The 17,554-nt window shown below is 55.2% G+C and carries 18 protein-coding genes and 1 tRNA gene; 14 read left to right on the forward strand and 5 right to left on the reverse strand.

Annotation, left to right across the window (positions count from 1 at the left end; translation table 11 throughout):
• Positions 1 to 146 precede the first annotated feature (146 nt).
• Positions 147 to 236: transfer RNA gene (locus AAZT04_RS05485), tRNA-Ser, on the reverse strand.
• 431 nt (positions 237 to 667) lie between these two features.
• Here AAZT04_RS05485 and AAZT04_RS05490 point away from each other — a divergent pair.
• The 6 genes from AAZT04_RS05490 (at position 668) to AAZT04_RS05515 (ending at position 7,615) form a co-directional block, all read left to right on the forward strand.
• The gene (locus AAZT04_RS05490) at positions 668 to 2,152 is read left to right on the forward strand and encodes a peptide MFS transporter (RefSeq protein WP_434679205.1); all 1,485 of its coding nucleotides are present in this window, start codon (positions 668 to 670) and stop codon (positions 2,150 to 2,152) included.
• A gap of 127 nt (positions 2,153 to 2,279) precedes the next feature.
• A complete protein-coding gene (ghrA, locus tag AAZT04_RS05495; protein ID WP_334647759.1) occupies positions 2,280 to 3,221 on the forward strand; it encodes a glyoxylate/hydroxypyruvate reductase GhrA in 942 nt (313 codons plus the stop codon).
• Positions 3,222 to 3,308: 87 nt separating this feature from the next.
• Complete coding sequence (locus AAZT04_RS05500) at positions 3,309 to 4,046, forward strand: phosphatase (protein WP_122078614.1); 738 nt, start codon at positions 3,309 to 3,311, stop codon at positions 4,044 to 4,046.
• A 42-nt stretch (positions 4,047 to 4,088) separates the two neighbouring features.
• Positions 4,089 to 4,676 carry a TorD/DmsD family molecular chaperone gene (locus AAZT04_RS05505; protein ID WP_020826370.1) on the forward strand — a complete coding sequence of 196 codons (588 nt, stop codon included), beginning with the start codon at positions 4,089 to 4,091 and terminating at the stop codon, positions 4,674 to 4,676.
• A 183-nt stretch (positions 4,677 to 4,859) separates the two neighbouring features.
• Positions 4,860 to 5,513 (forward strand): tellurite resistance TerB family protein, encoded by a 654-nt coding sequence (locus AAZT04_RS05510; RefSeq protein WP_020826371.1) that lies wholly within the window; start codon positions 4,860 to 4,862, stop codon positions 5,511 to 5,513.
• A 68-nt stretch (positions 5,514 to 5,581) separates the two neighbouring features.
• A complete protein-coding gene (locus AAZT04_RS05515) occupies positions 5,582 to 7,615 on the forward strand; it encodes a S9 family peptidase (protein ID WP_115059095.1) in 2,034 nt (677 codons plus the stop codon).
• A 34-nt stretch (positions 7,616 to 7,649) separates the two neighbouring features.
• Here the strand turns inward: AAZT04_RS05515 and exoX are convergent, their stop codons facing one another.
• Positions 7,650 to 8,318: an exodeoxyribonuclease X gene (gene exoX / locus AAZT04_RS05520; RefSeq protein ID WP_176983858.1), complete on the reverse strand. Its 669-nt coding sequence runs from the start codon at positions 8,316 to 8,318 to the stop codon at positions 7,650 to 7,652.
• Between the two features lie 438 nt (positions 8,319 to 8,756).
• On the opposite strand from exoX, the gene dksA reads away from it, so the two are divergent.
• Positions 8,757 to 9,182 (forward strand): RNA polymerase-binding protein DksA, encoded by a 426-nt coding sequence (dksA, locus tag AAZT04_RS05525; RefSeq protein WP_261107822.1) that lies wholly within the window; start codon positions 8,757 to 8,759, stop codon positions 9,180 to 9,182.
• 172 nt (positions 9,183 to 9,354) lie between these two features.
• Positions 9,355 to 10,308, forward strand: a complete 954-nt coding sequence (gene pip / locus AAZT04_RS05530; protein WP_020826375.1) for a prolyl aminopeptidase — start codon at positions 9,355 to 9,357, stop codon at positions 10,306 to 10,308.
• A 30-nt stretch (positions 10,309 to 10,338) separates the two neighbouring features.
• Here the strand turns inward: pip and AAZT04_RS05535 are convergent, their stop codons facing one another.
• A complete protein-coding gene (locus tag AAZT04_RS05535) occupies positions 10,339 to 10,569 on the reverse strand; it encodes a DNA polymerase III subunit theta (protein WP_020826376.1) in 231 nt (76 codons plus the stop codon).
• A gap of 372 nt (positions 10,570 to 10,941) precedes the next feature.
• Here AAZT04_RS05535 and ftnA point away from each other — a divergent pair, with 372 nt between their 5' ends.
• From ftnA to AAZT04_RS05555, 4 genes are all read left to right on the forward strand, one after another.
• Positions 10,942 to 11,460, forward strand: coding sequence for a non-heme ferritin (gene ftnA, locus AAZT04_RS05540; protein ID WP_020826377.1), 519 nt, complete (start codon positions 10,942 to 10,944; stop codon positions 11,458 to 11,460).
• A 315-nt stretch (positions 11,461 to 11,775) separates the two neighbouring features.
• A complete protein-coding gene (gene yobA, locus AAZT04_RS05545) occupies positions 11,776 to 12,159 on the forward strand; it encodes a CopC domain-containing protein YobA (protein WP_116690738.1) in 384 nt (127 codons plus the stop codon).
• A 3-nt stretch (positions 12,160 to 12,162) separates the two neighbouring features.
• Positions 12,163 to 13,044: a copper homeostasis membrane protein CopD gene (gene copD / locus AAZT04_RS05550; protein WP_129982538.1), complete on the forward strand. Its 882-nt coding sequence runs from the start codon at positions 12,163 to 12,165 to the stop codon at positions 13,042 to 13,044.
• A gap of 69 nt (positions 13,045 to 13,113) precedes the next feature.
• A complete protein-coding gene (locus AAZT04_RS05555) occupies positions 13,114 to 13,455 on the forward strand; it encodes a YebY family protein (protein WP_020826380.1) in 342 nt (113 codons plus the stop codon).
• A 498-nt stretch (positions 13,456 to 13,953) separates the two neighbouring features.
• Here the strand turns inward: AAZT04_RS05555 and AAZT04_RS05560 are convergent, their stop codons facing one another.
• Positions 13,954 to 14,490 carry a DUF4136 domain-containing protein gene (locus AAZT04_RS05560; protein ID WP_046373856.1) on the reverse strand — a complete coding sequence of 179 codons (537 nt, stop codon included), beginning with the start codon at positions 14,488 to 14,490 and terminating at the stop codon, positions 13,954 to 13,956.
• Positions 14,491 to 14,801: 311 nt separating this feature from the next.
• On the opposite strand from AAZT04_RS05560, the gene AAZT04_RS05565 reads away from it, so the two are divergent.
• On the forward strand, positions 14,802 to 15,152 hold the full coding sequence (locus AAZT04_RS05565) for a DUF4377 domain-containing protein (protein ID WP_041415315.1): 351 nt from the start codon (positions 14,802 to 14,804) through the stop codon (positions 15,150 to 15,152).
• Positions 15,153 to 15,195: 43 nt separating this feature from the next.
• On the opposite strand, the gene AAZT04_RS05570 is transcribed toward AAZT04_RS05565, so the two are convergent.
• Positions 15,196 to 16,107 (reverse strand): aminoglycoside phosphotransferase family protein, encoded by a 912-nt coding sequence (locus AAZT04_RS05570; RefSeq protein ID WP_260628924.1) that lies wholly within the window; start codon positions 16,105 to 16,107, stop codon positions 15,196 to 15,198.
• A gap of 148 nt (positions 16,108 to 16,255) precedes the next feature.
• Between AAZT04_RS05570 and fabV the strand changes: the two genes are divergently transcribed.
• Positions 16,256 to 17,455, forward strand: coding sequence for an enoyl-ACP reductase FabV (gene fabV, locus AAZT04_RS05575; protein ID WP_020826387.1), 1,200 nt, complete (start codon positions 16,256 to 16,258; stop codon positions 17,453 to 17,455).
• Positions 17,456 to 17,554 lie beyond the last annotated feature (99 nt).

Consider the following 17,554-nt stretch of genomic DNA (forward strand, 5'->3'; position numbering starts at 1 on the left):
CTTGGTTTCGACGCGTCCGGTTAACCTGTGTTCGCTTTGCCGAAAACTACGGCGAACCGCACGCACAGGCAGTTTCGCCAGGGCGTTTCCTGCGCCGCAGGCAACAAAAAAGCCTGAACTTGCGTCCAGGCTTTCTCATTAAAATATGGCGGTGAGAGAGGGGTTCGAACCCTCGATACACTTTCGCGTATACACACTTTCCAGGCGTGCTCCTTCAGCCACTCAGACACCTCACCGTTTTACTTCATCGCCAACGCGTTGCGCTGTCGACGGGCGCTAATGTAGGAGAATCTGATCCCAGCGTCAACCCTCTTGTGACATAACCATGACTGTTTAGCTAAACTTGCAGCAATTTGCTGATTTCCCGAGCAATCGACCACCGCGGAACACACATCCGCTGGACCCTCATGGGGCTAAATTACCTTGCAGGCTAATATTTGTACATTTTGGTGTTGGTTAGCTCAATATATCAGCAGTGGGATTATCCATGGTGCAGTTATATGCATTAATACTGGATTATTAGTCATATGTGTCGCTAAATAGATTGGTGCAGGCACGGCGGTTTTGGCAAGGAATATCACACCGCCGCGCAGGTTGCCGGGCAAGACGCCGGTGATAACGCAGACAGGGACTGACCTATTAAATAATAATGCAGTAGAGGTTCATTTTGACTCCATCGGACTCCACAACGGCAGCGCCGCAGCGCCATGCCATCCCCCCGGGCGCCGGGGCACTGTTCTTTATCCAAATCTTTGCCACCCTGGGTTTTGCCGTGCTGTATTCCACGCTGGTGCTGTACGCCACCAAGCGCCTGGGCTTCAGCGAAGGCAGCGCCAACGCCATGATGGGCGTATTTGGTGCGTTCAACTACGGTTTGCATATGTTTGGCGGTTACCTGGGCGGGCGCTTCCTCAGCAACCGCAACCTGTTCGTGCTGGGCATGGTGCTGCAGGTGATCGGTTGTGCATTGATCGCCGTGGCGGGCGTTTGGGGGCTTTATTGGGGGCTGGCGATGTTCCTGACCGGCAGCGGGCTGAACGTCACCTGTATTAATATGATGCTGACCCAGCGCTTTAAACCGGATGACGATCGGCGCGAATCGGCCTTTTTGTGGAACTACGCCGGGATGAACCTGGGGTTCTTTGTCGGATTCACCGTGGCCGGCTATTTCCAACTGACCGAAAACTACCGCGCTCTGTTCCTGTTCGCCACGTTGGGCAATGCCGCGGCGATCATCGTCGCTGTCAGCCGCTGGCGCATTCTGGCCGATCTCAACACCCCGCTGCACGATGCCAGCCGTTCGCAATACCGCTGGCGCATGCTGGTCGGGCTGGCGGTATTGGTGGCACTGGTGCCCATTATCCGCGTGATGCTGACCCATGCTGAATTCAGCGGCCACTTCGTGATTGGCCTCGGAGTACTGATTTTCCTGATGTTATGCGTGGTGACGTTGCGCCACCATCCGCGTGACGAGCGTCGCCGGATGACGGCTTACCTGATCCTGGCATTAGGCTCTCTGGTGTTTTGGGCGCTGTATCAGCTGGCCCCAATGGGGCTGATGCTGTTCTCCGAACACAATATCAATCTGAACGTTTATGGCATTCAGGTGGCGCCGCAGTGGATCCAGAACATCAATACGCTGGTGATCGTGGTGGGTGGCCCGTTGATGGCCTGGTGGTTCAATCGCCTGCGCGCTCGCGGCTGCAATATCGATATTCCGATGCAGTTCTCCGGTTCGCTGTTTTGCATCGGGATGGGCATGCTGGTGTTGCCGTTGGGCATTAGCCTGGCCGGCGGCGACGGGCTGGTGGCGTTCAAATGGATCGCGATCAGTTACGTGTTGCAGAGCATCGGCGAACTGATGATTTCCCCTATCGGTTACGCGATGATCGGCAAACTGGCGCCGCCGCGTTATCAGGGCGTCATGATGGGCTGCTGGATGATGGTCACCGGCGTTGCTTCGGTGCTGGCGGGCTATGTCTCCGGCCTGATGCCGGAAAACAGCGGCAGTACCCCGTTGCAAACTAACCCTGGCTACAGCGAGGTGTTCAGCGTACTGGGCTGGGGCGCCGCGGGCGTTGGCGTGGTGATGCTGATTTTGATCCCGCTGTTGCGCAGGCTTATCCGGCATGACGCTCCTGCCGCAGCCTGAGATCCCTAGGTCTAAAAACAGCCCCACTGGTCGGGGCTGTTTTCATTTTGAGCTTTAGCGCTTGCATCTGTTGGCGAATCGCGGAAGTCTGGATGCAAATGCATAAAAACAGACGGGAGCCGCACAGATGAACATCATTTTTTATCACCCTTTCTTTAACGCCCAGGACTGGCTGACAGGCCTGTCGCAGCGTCTGCCACAGGCGACGGTACGTGCCTGGCAACCTGGCGACGATCGTCCGGCGGATTATGCGCTGGTGTGGCGGCCGCCCTATGAGATGCTGGCGAATCGCGGCAAGTTAAAAGGGGTTTTTGCCCTCGGCGCGGGCGTTGACGCCATCCTGGAACAAGAGCGCCAGCATCCCGGCACTCTGCCGGCAGGCGTTCCGCTGGTGCGCCTTGAGGACACCGGCATGGCGCAACAGATGCAGGAATATGCGCTTAGCTATGTGCTGCGTTATTTCCGCCGTTTTGATGAATATCAGTTGCTGCAACAGCAGCAGAAGTGGCAACCGCTCGATCCCCATCAGCAGGAGAATTTCACCATTGGCATTTTGGGGGCGGGGGTGTTGGGGAAAAGCGTGGCGCTGAAACTGGCGGAGTTTGGTTTCAACGTGCGTTGCTGGAGCCGCAGCCCTAAACAGATTGCCGGTGTGCAGAGTTTTGCCGGTGCAGAGCAACGCGCCGCGTTTCTCGATGGCGTGCAATTGCTGATCAACCTGCTGCCCAATACGCCGGAAACCGCCGGTATCCTCAATCAGCAACTGTTTGCGCACCTGGCGCCTGGCGTTTATCTGATCAATCTGGCGCGTGGCGCGCATCTGGTTGAGGACGATTTACTGCAGGCGCTGGAGCAGGGGCAAATCGCCGCCGCTACGCTGGATGTGTTCGTTGAGGAACCGCTGCCACAGGCGCATCCGTTCTGGCGTCATCCGCGTGTCACCATTACCCCGCATATTGCTGCCATCACCTTGCCGGAAGCGGCGATGGATCAGATAGCGGCAAACATCCGTGCGCTTGAATCCGGCCAAACACCGGCCGGCGTGGTGGATGTGCAACTGGGTTACTGATCTTTCGGTGATGCACCTGCTAAGCTAATTGAATAATAAACCGCGCCTGCCGCCGTATTTACGGCAGGCCGCCAAGAAGGAGAAGTAATGTACCCCGTTGATTTACATATGCACACCGTCGCCAGCACCCACGCCTACAGTACGCTGCATGACTACATCGTCGAAGCCCGGCAAAAGGGCATCAAACTGTTCGCCATCACCGACCATGGCCCGGATATGGCCGATGCGCCGCATTATTGGCACTTTATGAACATGCACGTGTGGCCACGTCTGGTGGACGGCGTGGGCATATTGCGCGGCATCGAGGCCAACATCAAAAACCTGCAGGGCGATATCGACTGCACCGGCCCGATGCTGGATAAAATTGACGTGATTATTGCCGGTTTCCACGAGCCGGTATTTGCACCGCAGGATAAAGCGGCCAATACCGAAGCGATGATCGCCGCGATGGCGCAAGGTGACGTGCACATAATCAGCCACCCTGGCAACCCAAGATATCCGATCGATATTGCGGCGGTTGCTGCCGCCGCGGCCAAATACGACGTGGCATTGGAACTGAACAATTCGTCGTTCACCCATTCGCGCAAGGGCAGCGAGGATAACTGCCGGGCCATCGCCGCCGCGGTGCGTGATGCCGGTGGCTGGTTAGCGCTGGGCTCGGATTCACACATCGCTTTCTCGCTCGGCGGTTTCGAACACTGCGAACGCATCATTGCCGAGGTGGAGTTCCCGCAGGAGCGTATTCTCAACGTGAGCCCACGACGCCTGCTCGATTTTCTCGAGCGTCGCGGCAAGCCGGCGATTGCGGAATTGGCCGATTTGTGACATCGTCCCGGCAAATTTTTCCGTATTGTATAAGGCATTATCATGAATGAGTTTTCCGTTGTTTGCCGCGTGCTGGGTACGCTGTTTTATCGCCAGCCGCAGGATCCGTTGCTGGTGCCGCTGTTTACGCTGATCAAAGAAGGCAAACTGCAACAGCACTGGCCGCTGGAACAGGACGAACTCTTGGTACGCCTGCAGCAGGGTTGTGATGTGAACCTGCTGTCCAGCGACTTCAACGCCATGTTCGTCGGCAGCGAATGCAGCGTGTCACCTTTCCGTTCGGCCTATGTTGAAGGGGCAACCGAAGCGGAAGTGCGTACTTTCCTGCAGCAGCGCGGCATGCCGCTCGGAGAAGCGCCGGCCGATCATTTCGGTTCTTTGTTGCTGGCGGCCTCCTGGCTGGAAGACCAGTCTCAGGAAGACGAAGCGCAGGCGCAAATCACGCTGTTTGACGATTATCTGCTGCCATGGTGCGGCCGTTTCCTCGGCAAAGTAGAAGCTCACGCCACCACCGGTTTTTACCGCACTTTGGCGCTGTTGGCTCGCGAGTCGATTCAGGCAATGCGTGACGAACTGGCGGAATACGAACAGGAAGAAGACCAGCCGGGCGAAGAGGGCGAACAGCCTTAATCCGCGAGTGGCCGGCTGGCGCCTGATGGCGAAGTCGGCCTTTTCCCGCCATCAATGTTCCCCGCTACACAGGTTTTCATCCCCCATACGTAAACTGACAAAAAATCCCCTAATCTGACGCTTTACTGGCGGCTTGGCCTTTTTGTGCCTGCACGCCTTGTTTCCTCACGCAAAGGGTAAAGCATGAAAAATAACTGGATGCAGCAGATCCAATCGATGATTGGGCAAAAGGCCGGTTCAATCGGCGGTTCGGAAGGTATCGGCAAGCTGCTGGCCCCGACTGCGCTGGGTGGCCTGGTGGGCGTTTTGCTGGCGAATAAGTCTTCGCGCAAGCTGGTCGGCAAATTCGGTAAGAATGCGTTGATTATCGGCGGCAGCGCAGCGGTTGGTGCAGTGCTGTGGAATAAGTACAAACAACGGGTGAAAGAAACCCACCAGAACGAACCGCAGTTTGGCCTGCAGACCACGCCGGTGGATTTGCGTGCCAAACGTCTGGTGCAGGCGCTGGTGTTTGCCGCCAAAAGCGACGGGCATATCGATGCGGAAGAAAAGCTCGCCATCGACCACAGCCTGGAACAGCTGCAGGTGGGTGAAGAAGCGCAAAAATGGGTGCAAGAGGCGATCGACCAGCCGCTTAACCCGGATTTGATCGCCCAGAGCGTCAAGAATGAAGACGAAGCGCTGGAGGTATATTACCTGAGCTGCATGGTGATCGACGTGGATCACTTTATGGAGCGTGGCTATCTTGATGCTCTGGCGCAGTCGTTGAAGATCCCGGCGGACGTCAAGCAGGGCATAGAAAACGACGTGAACGAGAAAAAACGCGAGCTGGCATAGCGCCGCTTGGCAAGCCGGGGGGAATCGTGTCACTCTTGCCTTAAACAAGGTAAGCGGATGATTTAACAATGATGACCCCCCCTAAGGCAGAAAAACGTCCTTATCCCATTACGGTTCACGGCGACACGCGTGTGGACGACTACTATTGGCTGCGCGACGACGATCGCGCAGACCCGCAGGTATTGGACTACCTGCAGGCGGAAAACGCCTTCACCGATGCGGCGCTTAAACCACAGCAGGCCCTGCGCGAAACGCTGTATGAAGAAATGGTGGCGCGCATTCCTCAGCAGGAACATTCAGTCCCCTATGTCAGAAACGGCTACCGCTATCAGACGCGCTTCGAACCGGGCAATGAGTACGCGATTTATGTGCGTCAGCCGCAGGCGGAAAGCGAACATTGGGACACCCTGATCGACGGCAACCAGCGCGCCGAGCAGCGAGAGTTTTATACCCTTGGCGGGCTGGAAGTCAGCCCCGACAACCAGCGGCTGGCGGTAGCGGAGGATTTCCTCTCCCGTCGCCAATACGACATTCGTTTCAAAAACCTCAGCGACGACAGCTGGACCGACGAAGTGCTGGAAAACACCTCCGGCAACTTCGAGTGGGCCAATGATTCAGCCACCGTGTATTACGTGCGTAAACACGCTAAAACGCTGTTGCCGTATCAGGTTTATCGCCATGTGGTAGGTACCGATCCGCAGCTTGATGAATTGATCTACGAAGAGCTGGATGACACCTTCTATGTCGGGTTGGAAAAAACCACCTCCGAACGTTTCATTCTGATCCACCTGAGCAGCACCACCACCTCGGAAATTCTGCTGCTGGACGCCGATCGCGCCGACAGCACGCCGCAGATGTTTGTGCCGCGCCGCAAGGATCATGAATACGGTATCGATCACTATCATCAGCATTTCTACATTCGTTCCAACAAGGACGGCAAAAATTTCGGCCTGTACCAGAGCGAGCAGGCGGACGAAGCGCAGTGGCAGACGTTGATTGCTCCCCGCGTGGAAGTGATGCTGGAAGGCTTTAGCCTGTTCCGCGACTGGCTGGTGGTAGAGGAACGCAGCGAGGGGTTGACCCAACTGCGACAAATTCACTGGCAGAGCGGTGAAGTGAAGCGCATTGCCTTCGACGATCCGACCTACACCACCTGGCTGGCATACAATCCGGAGCCGGAAACCGAGCTGCTGCGCTATGGTTACTCCTCGATGACCACGCCCACTACGCTGTATGAGTTGAATCTCGACAGCGGCGAACGTGTGATGCTCAAACAGCAGGAAGTGAAAAACTTTACCCCGGAAAATTACCGCAGCGAGCGAGTCTGGGTGAAGGCGCGCGACGGTGTCGAGGTGCCGGTTTCGCTGGTTTATCGCCCGGATAGCTTCGTGCACGGCAGCAACCCGCTGATGGTGTATGGCTACGGCTCTTACGGCAGCAGCATGGATCCGGCCTTTAGCGCCAGCCGCTTGAGCCTGCTGGATCGCGGTTTTGTCTTTGCGCTGGCGCACATTCGCGGCGGCGGCGAATTGGGGCAGCTGTGGTACGAAGACGGCAAGCTGTTCAACAAGCAAAATACCTTCAACGACTTTATCGACGTGACGGAAACCTTGATTGCTCAAGGCTACGGCGATGCCAAACGGGTATTCGCCATGGGTGGCAGCGCCGGCGGCTTGCTGATGGGCGCGGTGATTAACCAGGCACCACAGCTGTTCAACGGCATCGTGGCGCAAGTGCCGTTTGTCGACGTGGTCACCACCATGCTTGACGAGTCTATTCCACTGACCACCGGTGAGTATGACGAGTGGGGCAACCCGAACGAACGAGCTTATTACGACTACATTTTGCAGTACAGCCCGTACGATCAGGTCAAGGCGCAGGATTACCCGCATATGCTGGTCACCACCGGCCTGCACGACTCGCAGGTACAGTATTGGGAACCGGCCAAGTGGGTAGCGAAATTGCGTGAGTTGAAAACTGACGACCGCCAACTGCTGCTGTATACCGATATGGATTCCGGCCACGGCGGCAAGTCCGGGCGTTTCAAGGCCTACGAGGATATCGCGCTGGAGTACGCCTTTATTTTGGCGCTGGCGGAGTAACCTTCTGGCGGGCGGCTGGCGCTGCCCGCTTTCTTCAGCCGATCAGATAGTATTTCAGCGTGTGTTTCATGTCCGGGCTGAGATCTTCAATGGATTTCAGCATCCAGCGCAAATAGCCGGGATCTTCCTGCGCAATGCGATCAATTTCCTGCCCACGGTATTTTCCGAACTTAAACTTCTTCAACAGCACCGGCTGCTCGGTGATTTGCGCCATTTGCTCCGGGGTCCAGCCTGAATCCTTGATGATGCGTTGCAGCAGCGCGGCGGTCACGTAGCAGTCATACAATGCGCGGTGCGGATACAGCGTCGTGTCCTGCGGCAATTGCACATCCAGATTGAGCGCGTAGCGCAGATATTGGTTGCCGTATTTGATGTCCGGGTACAGGTTACGGGCCAGCTTCATGGTGCAGATCCAGGCGCCGTGCATTTCAGGCAGTACGCCGCGATCGAAAGCCGCATTGTGAGCGACATAGTAGGGGCTGCCGAGATAACGCCCGATCGCCACCGCAATCCGCGGTTTCCCTTCGACCATCTGCTCTGTAATGTGGTGAATGGCCATGGCTTCAATGCCAATTGGCCTGTCAGGACTGATCAAATCGCTCATGGGGTTGGTGATTTGCCCGTCAATCAGATCGACAGAGGCCACTTCGACTACGCCGCCTTCCAGCCCGCAGGTTTCAGTATCTATTACGCGTAAATTCATGGTTTCCTCAGGATGGCTGCACAAGTTTAGCTTAACGGGCCGTTACGCCAATGCCAACCGTTGAAAGCGGGGACGTTATTTCAGGCAACAAAAAACCCGCCTTGGCGGGTTTAACTCTACGGTTAGAAGTTCGCTTACTCGCCGGACGTTTGCCCTTTTTTGGCGCGTTTGCCTGCGCGTTTTTCAGCAGGGGTTTTCAACGGCTTCTTCTTCGCATTTTTTTTGCTATCCATTCCCTTACTCATGATGGCCTCTCAGTTACCTATGGTTGGGTGGGTTGCTCAGCCATTAACCCCCTTACGCCTGTCGGATGCAAGCATGAAAGCAGGTGTTTTAGTTAATCGATTGTTTATAGGTTGAATTTTGTTTTTCAGGAAAGGCTGCTGAAAATATTTGATATGTTATAATATAACAATTAATTCCTAACCGGAGAGCGCCATGACAGTCGTTTCCATGTTAAACCAGCAACAGCTCCTGGCCATGCCGGAGTCTGACTACATGAACCCGACGCAGCGGGCTTTTTTTCGCCAGCGCTTGCTGGAAGAGCAGCAAAAACTGCTGCAGCACATCGATGCGTTGAAGCGGGATATCGACAGCGGTGAAGTTTCAGGTGACGAAGCGGACAAGGCCGCGCGCGAAGAAGACTTGCGGTTGCTGTTTCGCCAGTTGGATCGCGAAAGCCGTTTGCTGCCGAAAATCAGCGCGGCGCTGACGCGTTTGTATAACGGCGACTATGGTTATTGCCGTGAAAGCGGAGAGCCTATTGGCCTGGCGCGCTTGCTATTGCGGCCAACGGCGGAACTGAGCATTGAGGCCAAAACCGCGCAGGAAATGCGCGAACCGCATCTGCGTAAGCGGGGTTGATTCTACGGCTGGCTCTCAACGGCCAGCCGGTATTTTGCCGGCAAGTCGTATTCATTTTAAGCAAACGAACCTTAACTTGTTGGGGAGCGTAGGAGTTTTCAGGATTTACCGTTGACCAAATGAGTGGCTTCGGCTTTGATGAGGGTATGACCCACAGAGAGACGGAAGCGCCATGGAACAATTACGAGGTTTGTACCCGCCGTTAGCAGCATATGACAGCGGTTGGCTGGACACCGGGGATGGCCACCGGATCTACTGGGAACTGAGCGGTAACCCGAACGGTAAACCGGCAGTCTTTATTCACGGTGGGCCGGGGGGGGGCATTTCCCCTTACCACCGGCAACTGTTCGATCCGCAGCGCTACAAGGTATTGCTGTTCGATCAGCGTGGCTGTGGCCGTTCCAAGCCGCATGCCAGCCTGGACAACAACACCACCTGGCACCTGGTGCAGGACATCGAACGGCTGCGCGAAATGGCCGGTGTCGATCAGTGGCTGGTGTTTGGCGGCTCCTGGGGCTCAACGTTGGCGTTGGCCTACGCACAGACTCATCCGCAGCGCGTCAGTGAAATGGTGCTGCGCGGCATCTTTACCCTGCGCAAGCAGGAGCTGCATTGGTACTATCAGGACGGCGCTTCGCGCTTCTTCCCGGAGAAGTGGGAACGTGTGTTGTCGATTCTTTCAGAGGAAGAACGCAAGGACGTGATTGCTTCTTATCGCCAGCGCCTGACCTCAACGGATCCGCAGGTGCAGCTGGAAGCGGCCAAACTGTGGAGCGTGTGGGAAGGGGAGACGGTGACCTTGCTGCCCAGCAGCGAGTCGGCTTCTTTTGGCGAGGACGATTTCGCGCTGGCGTTCGCCCGTATCGAAAACCACTACTTTACTCATCTGGGCTTCCTGGACAGCGACGATCAACTGCTGCGCAACGTTCCGCTGATCCGGCATATTCCGGCGGTGATCATCCATGGCCGTTACGATATGGCTTGCCAGGTACAAAACGCCTGGGATCTGGCGAAGGCTTGGCCGGAGGCGGAACTGCATATTGTTGAGGGGGCCGGACACTCATTCGATGAGCCCGGCATCCTGCACCAGTTAATGCTGGCGACCGACAAATTTGCCGGCAAATGACACCGAGCCCGCCACTACGGCGGGCTTTTATTATTTGGATTTCGGTTCGTACGGCAGGCGCGAATACTTGTGCGATTCGGCACGGTAGTGCGCCACGCGTTCGCGGAAATAATCACGCAGGTGTTCGGGCTGTTCACGCTCAACCATTTCGGGGATCACCGGCATGTTGTAGCGCTCTTTGAACGCCACGCCGGAAGCTGCGAGATCAACGTTCACTTTGTCCATCTCTTCTTTGGAAAGCTCTGCCAAATTGTAACCCACCGTATTCTCCTTACTGTTACCGCATTGGATCAGCGCAGAAGGTAATCCACCCGGCGGCGCTTGGCAAGCCTGAAGCGCGCAGGGGGGGACGGTCACCAATAATCGGTAACGGAAAAGGTTATTTATTATTCGTTCAGCAATGCAATTCATTTATTATTTTAAATAAGAATGATTCGCTTTTTGATTAAATTTACAGATGGAAATAGTTATCATAATTATTTAAATGAATAATTGGTGTTTTTTATAACCATTTGATTTTGTTTTAATTTAAAATTAAATCATCGATGATGTAAATCAGGTGTGTTTATTTTGTTTTCGTCAGGGCATAATGCGGAAAAATTAAGTTGATACCTGCAAAATAAAGGAATGATTATGCTGACGCCTGAAATGACCAAAAAGCTGAACGAGCAACTGAACCTGGAGTTCTACTCTGCCAACCTGTATCTGCAAATGAGTGCCTGGTGCAGCGATAAAGGCTTTGAAGGTGCCGCGGCATTCCTTAAAGAACACTCTCAGGAAGAGATGCAGCACATGCAGCGCCTGTTCGAATACCTCAGTGATACCGGTGCACTGCCGCTGCTGGGCACCATCGCCGCGCCGCCGGTTGAGTTTGGTTCCCTGGCAGAGGTGTTCCAACAGACGTACGAACATGAGCAACTGATCACCCGCCAGATTAATGAACTGGCGCACGCGGCAATGACCGCTCATGACTATTCAACCTTCAACTTCCTGCAGTGGTATGTTGCCGAGCAGCACGAAGAAGAGAAGCTGTTCAAGTCCGTACTGGATAAACTGGCGCTGGTGGGCAACAGCGGCAATGCCCTGTTCTTCATTGATAAAGATCTGAAGAAAATGGGTGCGGCCGGCGAAAACGGTAACGGCCAGGCCTAATCCTTTTGTAGAAAACCGCGTGTCGGCGTTGGCCGGTGCGCGGTTTTTTTATGCCCTGCATTTATCGCGGTTTTACAGCGATATGTGCTACTGGATCGCAAAATGCCAGCGTTCTGCTCGACTTGCATAATGACACTCGTTATCATTTGACGCGATACGCTACAGGGAAGGTTGAGAGTCAAAACAGGGGGTTACTCCCGTAATTCTGTTTACCCGTGGCGCAATCATCTGCGGTGGGTTGGGCTGCTGATACATCGCCCTGGCGGTTAGCCTGGCTCCTTATCACCCTCGATTATTGCTTTAAGGGATATCACTGTGATCGGTAAAATTCGGACTTCTTATCGCCTGCTTTCCACCATTTTCGTGCTGTTTGTCGGGCTGTCCTCACAGCAGGCACTGGCGCATGCCCATTTAAAAGTTGAAACGCCGGCGGCAGACGCCAGCGTGAGTCCGGCACCCAAGGTGCTGACGCTCAATTTCTCCGAGGGTATTGAGCCCAACTTCAGCGGCATTAAAATCACCGGCCCAGACAACGCCGAAGTGAAAACCGGCAAGCTGCAGCTCGATGCGAACAACAATACCCAGGTCAATCTGCCTATCGAAGGCGATCTGGTGGCAGGCAAATATAACGTCAGCTGGCATGTGGTGTCGGTCGACGGTCATAAAACCAAGGGCCAATACAGCTTCACCGTAAACTGACCCATGAGTCTGGCGACCCTGTTTGTCCTGTGTCGCTTTGTGCACTTTGCGGCGGTGATGCTGATATTTGGCTCCAGCTTATTCACCGCCTTATTGTCGCCGCAGCGCCTTTCTCCGTATCTCACCCGTGATGTGCGTCCTTTGTTGGTCTCTTGCACCTGGCTTGCCGGGCTTTCCGCTATTGCGTTGCTGGCTATTCAGGCCGGGCTGATGGGGGACGGCTGGGCAGATACCTGGCGGCTAGACGTGTGGTGGGCGGTACTGGGCACCACCTTTGGCGAGGTTTGGCGCTGGCACCTGGGCATTTCAATGCTGGCGTTGCTGAGCCTGTGGCTCGCCGAGCCACGTCGTACACAACTGCTGGCACTGCTTTCCACATTGCTGTTGGTCAGCATGGCGTTTATCGGCCATGCGGCGATGCATGGTGGGGGGCTTGGCGCACTGCATCGTTTCAATCATGCGCTGCACCTGCTGGCGGCCGGGTACTGGTTTGGCAGCCTGTTGCCGCTGCTGGTCTGTTTGCGCTATCTGGCCCAACCGCAGTGGCGCAGCGACGCGGTGACCACATTGATACGCTTCTCGCGCTGGGGACACCTGGCTGTGGCGCTGGTGCTGCTGACCGGCGTAATCAACAGTTTGATCATTCTCGGCAGTTGGCCGTTGGACGTAGATTCTCCGTACCAACGCCTGCTGCTGTTTAAAACCGCGCTGGTGGCGCTGATGGTTATGGTGGCATTAGCCAACCGCTACGCCGTCGTCCCGGCGATGAGCAGCATGCCAAGGCTGGCGCAGCGCGGGCTGGTGCTTGCCTGCTGGGCGGAGTTGGGGTTAGGGGCGGTGGTGCTGCTGTTGGTCAGTTTATTTGCAACCTATGCGCCGGTATAACATTCCGGCTTGCCGGATGCCCCCAAACTGCGGGAAAATTGAATCAAATAGCAACCCTAAGGCCATAACATGAAATCGGTATTACTTGGCATGACGCTGCTGGCAACCGCGACCGGTGCTTTGGCAGCAGATCAACTGGTGAACATCACCAAGCTGGAATACGGCAAGCAGTGGGCGTTCACCAAAGAAGAAGTGACGCTGCAGTGCCGCAGCGGCGGTGCGTTGTTCGTGCTCAACAACAGCACGCTGATGCAGTACCCGCTTAACGCGGCCGCAGAAGCGCAGGTGAAAGCAGGGCAGCAACGCGCTCAACCGCTGGACGTGATCCTGCTCGATGACGCCGCCAATCCGGGCCATAAGATGAGTGTTGAGCCGTACCGCGAACGCGCCGAGAAGCTCTGCGCGAACTAATCGCTTATCCCCCAATGGCTTAGTGCGAGGTTAACCGGTGATGGATAATTGCACGAAATTAATTCCGCAATGAAACTATCACCAGCCGTGCGGCTGGCTGGCAAAAATAGCGCGGTAAGCTACTCTTAAAGTGCACGGCTGAACAAGCCTTGCACAAAATGCCAACTTTTAGCGCACGGCTCTCTCCCAAGAGCCATTTCCCTAGACCGAATATAGGAATCGTATTCGGTCTTTTTTTGTGTTTGATTTATAAGCGTATTTTAGAAATTAGAAAAAATAAGCTGCAACCCCGGCTTTCCCCAGACTCAAATTCCGGTAATAAAACGCGCTACAGAGGAAGATCGTTTTTCTGCATGATAGCTACGAGGGGGACGAGAGGTGTTGGGGGGATAACGTGGTGATCTGTCAGCTTAACAGTGCAACAGATACATCAAGCCCTATTGGCTGAAATAGGGCTTGTGCGGGTGGCTAAGCTTTCCTGTTAATGATTCAAAAACATCAGCGGTTTGCAGCTCCAGCCCGGAAGGGATAAGCGGCAAACAGCGCGGCTACCGCCTGTTGAAGCTGCGCCTGGCTGGCAGGTTGCGCGTCTGAGTTGAGCGTGTCGCTGGCGGTTCCGCGCCAGACCAGCTGTTTCTTCTTGCTGTCCACCAGATCCACCGTCAGGGTGCCTTCGGTGTAGGTCCACAGCGTTTGATTGTATCCGCCCCAGCCGGCATAGCCCCAGCGGCCAATCGGCGCGGGGGAGTCATTCACCTGCACTTTGTTTTGTTTCATTGCGCTGCTGTAAACCAACAGGTCTGGGGATGCGCTCAGCTTATAGCCGCGCTGCTCCATCTGTTGCGCTATGGCGCTATGAATATATTTACCCGTCAGCGTTAAGTACTGCCCCTCGGCCTCTGTAGCAAAGCCGTAGGTATGGTATTGGCTAAAATTGGTGCTGTGGTCATAGTCGCTGGTCACCTGCGGCTGGTTGGCGCAGCCCGACAATAAAGCCAAGGAACTTGCGAGCAAAAGGCAAGAAAGCGAACGCATAGAAAACCCCTGTAGGATTAGTAGTTTCATAAACTTAGCCCCAGAAGGTGAGCTTGGCAAATCTGGTTGGCAGGGGCGGGTTGTGTGTACCGTATGAACTAGAAAAAACCGTAGTGGCCGCGCCAGAAATAGCGGGCGTATTTTTGTTCCGTAGGGATGTGCCATCAGGCGATTCAGGTCGCGGAGACCCAAACCTGTAGCGATTCGCCGGAGTTTCGGCTCGTTCACTGAAAATTAAGAACATGCTGCTGGCCGCGGTGGCAGTGGCTTTGTTACTATCGGCCCACCTAAAGTCTCAATGGTGCATTACGTTGAAAATCAAAGCGTTGTTATTTATCGCCTTAGTCGGCCTCGCCGGCTGCAGCCAGGAGGGAGCGAAAGTGAGCCAACCCGTGAATAAAGACGGAGATCATACGGAAGTGTTGCTGGTTAACAGCGCGCTGGTAGATTGCATGGGCGTAGCCCCAATGAAATGCATGCAGGTTCGCCACTCTGTGCAGGGCCAGTGGGAAATGTTTTACAGCCAGATCGAAGGTTTTACCTTCGAGCCCGGTTACCGCTACCGCCTGAAGGTTAAAGTGACAGAACTGGAAAACGTCCCGGCTGACGCTTCTTCACTGCGCTATACGCTGGTTGAGCAGTTGGAAAAGAACAAGGTCTGATAGCCGTATGCAGGTCAGGGCCGAATGTCCTGACCTGATAACCTCAAAGCGAGAACCCAACGTCCGCTGCTACCTGCTCAATCTGATAACGCGAAGTCCGCGCCAACGCAGGCTCTTTTTCAACGTAATACGCATACGCAATCACGCCAATCGACAATGCCCAGGCCCGGCCACGCAGCCAGGTGGCTTTATCGGTATCCACGGCGCGTTTAAAATCCTCGCGGTTGTCCTGACTCAATAAATTCCACGCGACAATCAAATCCACCGCCGGATCGCCAATCGCCATACCACCCCAGTCGATCACCGCCGCTAACTTACCTTCGTTGACCAGCAGGTTGCCCGGTTGGATATCGGTGTGGATCCAGCATGGGGCAGCGCTGCTCTCCTGTATCTGGCTAACGGTTTCCCATACGTGCAGCAGAATGTCCGTATCGAGATAGTCACCACATTGCGCTATCGCGTTGCGGGTGAGGGCGTCTCTGGCGCCAAGCGGGCCGCCACGATAGGAGGTCAGGCTCTTTTGCAACTCAGGCTCGGTAACAGGGATGGCATGCAGTGCGTGGACAAATTCCCCCAGCTGTTGCGCCAGCCCAGGGCTGCCTTCGCCGCAAACCGGCATTTTCCCCTGAATCCAACGGCCTACGCACCAGTTGAAAGGGTAGCCTGCTTGCGGCTGACCTTCCGCCAGCGGAATGGGAACCGGGACCGGCAGATAACGGGATAGCAACGCCGGGTAACGGTTTTCCCGCTCAAGCGCCGCCGCTGCAGACGGCGTGCGCGGCAGACGAATATAGAGCTCGTCGCCCAGCCGCAGCATCACGTTATCGGTACCGGCAATAGCGACCGGCGCTATCGCCAGCGCCGCCCACTGTGGAAACTGGTCGGTGAGCATGGAAGTCACCAGGTTGAGATCAATATCCACTTCGTCGGCGTGTAATTTGGCGATAAAACTCACGTGCGCACTTCCTTTAAGGCTGAGATTTAACGAGTGAGACTGGTCTGCTCACTGGGCTTGTTGCAAATCTGCCATGCACCCAGCTTAAGTATATTGATAAAATCAGGTATATTGTCCTTCGGTTTTTAGCTACCAAGAAAAAATTACTATGATTATCAAACCTAAAATTCGTGGTTTTATCTGCACTACCGCTCACCCGGCAGGTTGTGAAGCCAATGTCCGTGAGCAAATCGCCTACGTTAAATCACGTGGCGAACTGAAAAACGGGCCGAAAAAAGTGCTGGTGATCGGTGCTTCCACCGGTTACGGCCTGGCGTCACGTATCAATGCCGCCTTCGGCAGCGGTGCGGCCACTATCGGCGTATTTTTTGAAAAGCCGGGCAGCGAAGGCAAAACCGGTTCTGCCGGTTGGTATAACTCTGCCGGTTTTGACAAGGCAGCTAAAGAAGAAGGCCTGTACGCGAAAAGCGTTAACGGCGATGCGTTCTCCAACGAATGCCGCCAAACGGTCATTGACCTGATCAAACAGGATCTGGGCCAGATCGACATGGTGGTTTACTCGCTGGCTTCGCCGGTGCGTAAAATGCCGGAAACCGGTGAAGTGGTGCGCTCTGCGCTGAAACCTATCGGCGAACCGTACAAATCCGTGGCGCTCGACACCAACAAAGACGTGCTGGTTGAAGCCGTGGTTGAACCGGCCAACGAGCAGGAAATTGCCGATACCGTCAAAGTGATGGGCGGCCAGGACTGGCAGCTGTGGATGGACGCACTGGAAGAAGCCGGCGTGCTGGCGGACAACGTGCAGGCAGTCGCTTACTCCTACATCGGTACCGATCTGACCTGGCCAATCTACTGGCACGGTACGCTGGGCAAAGCCAAAGAAGACCTGGATCGCGCGGCGCAGGCCATCGATCAGAAACTGAAGGCCAAAGGCGGCGCGGCTTACGTTGCCGTACTGAAGTCGGTAGTGACTCAGGCTTCCTCCGCTATCCCGGTTATGCCCCTGTATATCTCTATCGTTTTCAAAATCATGAAAGCGCAGGGGATCCACGAAGGCTGTATCGAGCAGATCCAACGTCTGTTCGCCACCAAGCTGTACAGCGGCACCGCACCGGATACCGATGAGAAGCACCGTCTGCGTCTGGACGACTGGGAACTGCGCGACGACGTGCAGAACACCTGTCGTGAAATCTGGGCACAAATCGACGACAGCAACATCAACGAACTGACCGATTACCTGGGCTACAAGGCCGAGTTCCTGCGTCTGTTCGGTTTTGGTCTGCAAGGCGTTGATTACGAAGCCGACCTCAGCGGTGAAGTTAAGTTTGATGTGATTGAGCTGGTCTAAATCCATCGAGCATTGAGAAAAGGCCGGGTTTCCGGCCTTTTTTACGCCTGTCACCCAGCCGCTCATCAGTCCAGTTGATCGTTGACAGCAATAAATTAT

Source organism: Serratia sp. Je.1.23.a, assembly GCF_051129805.1.
Taxonomy (GTDB): domain Bacteria; phylum Pseudomonadota; class Gammaproteobacteria; order Enterobacterales; family Enterobacteriaceae; genus Serratia; species Serratia liquefaciens.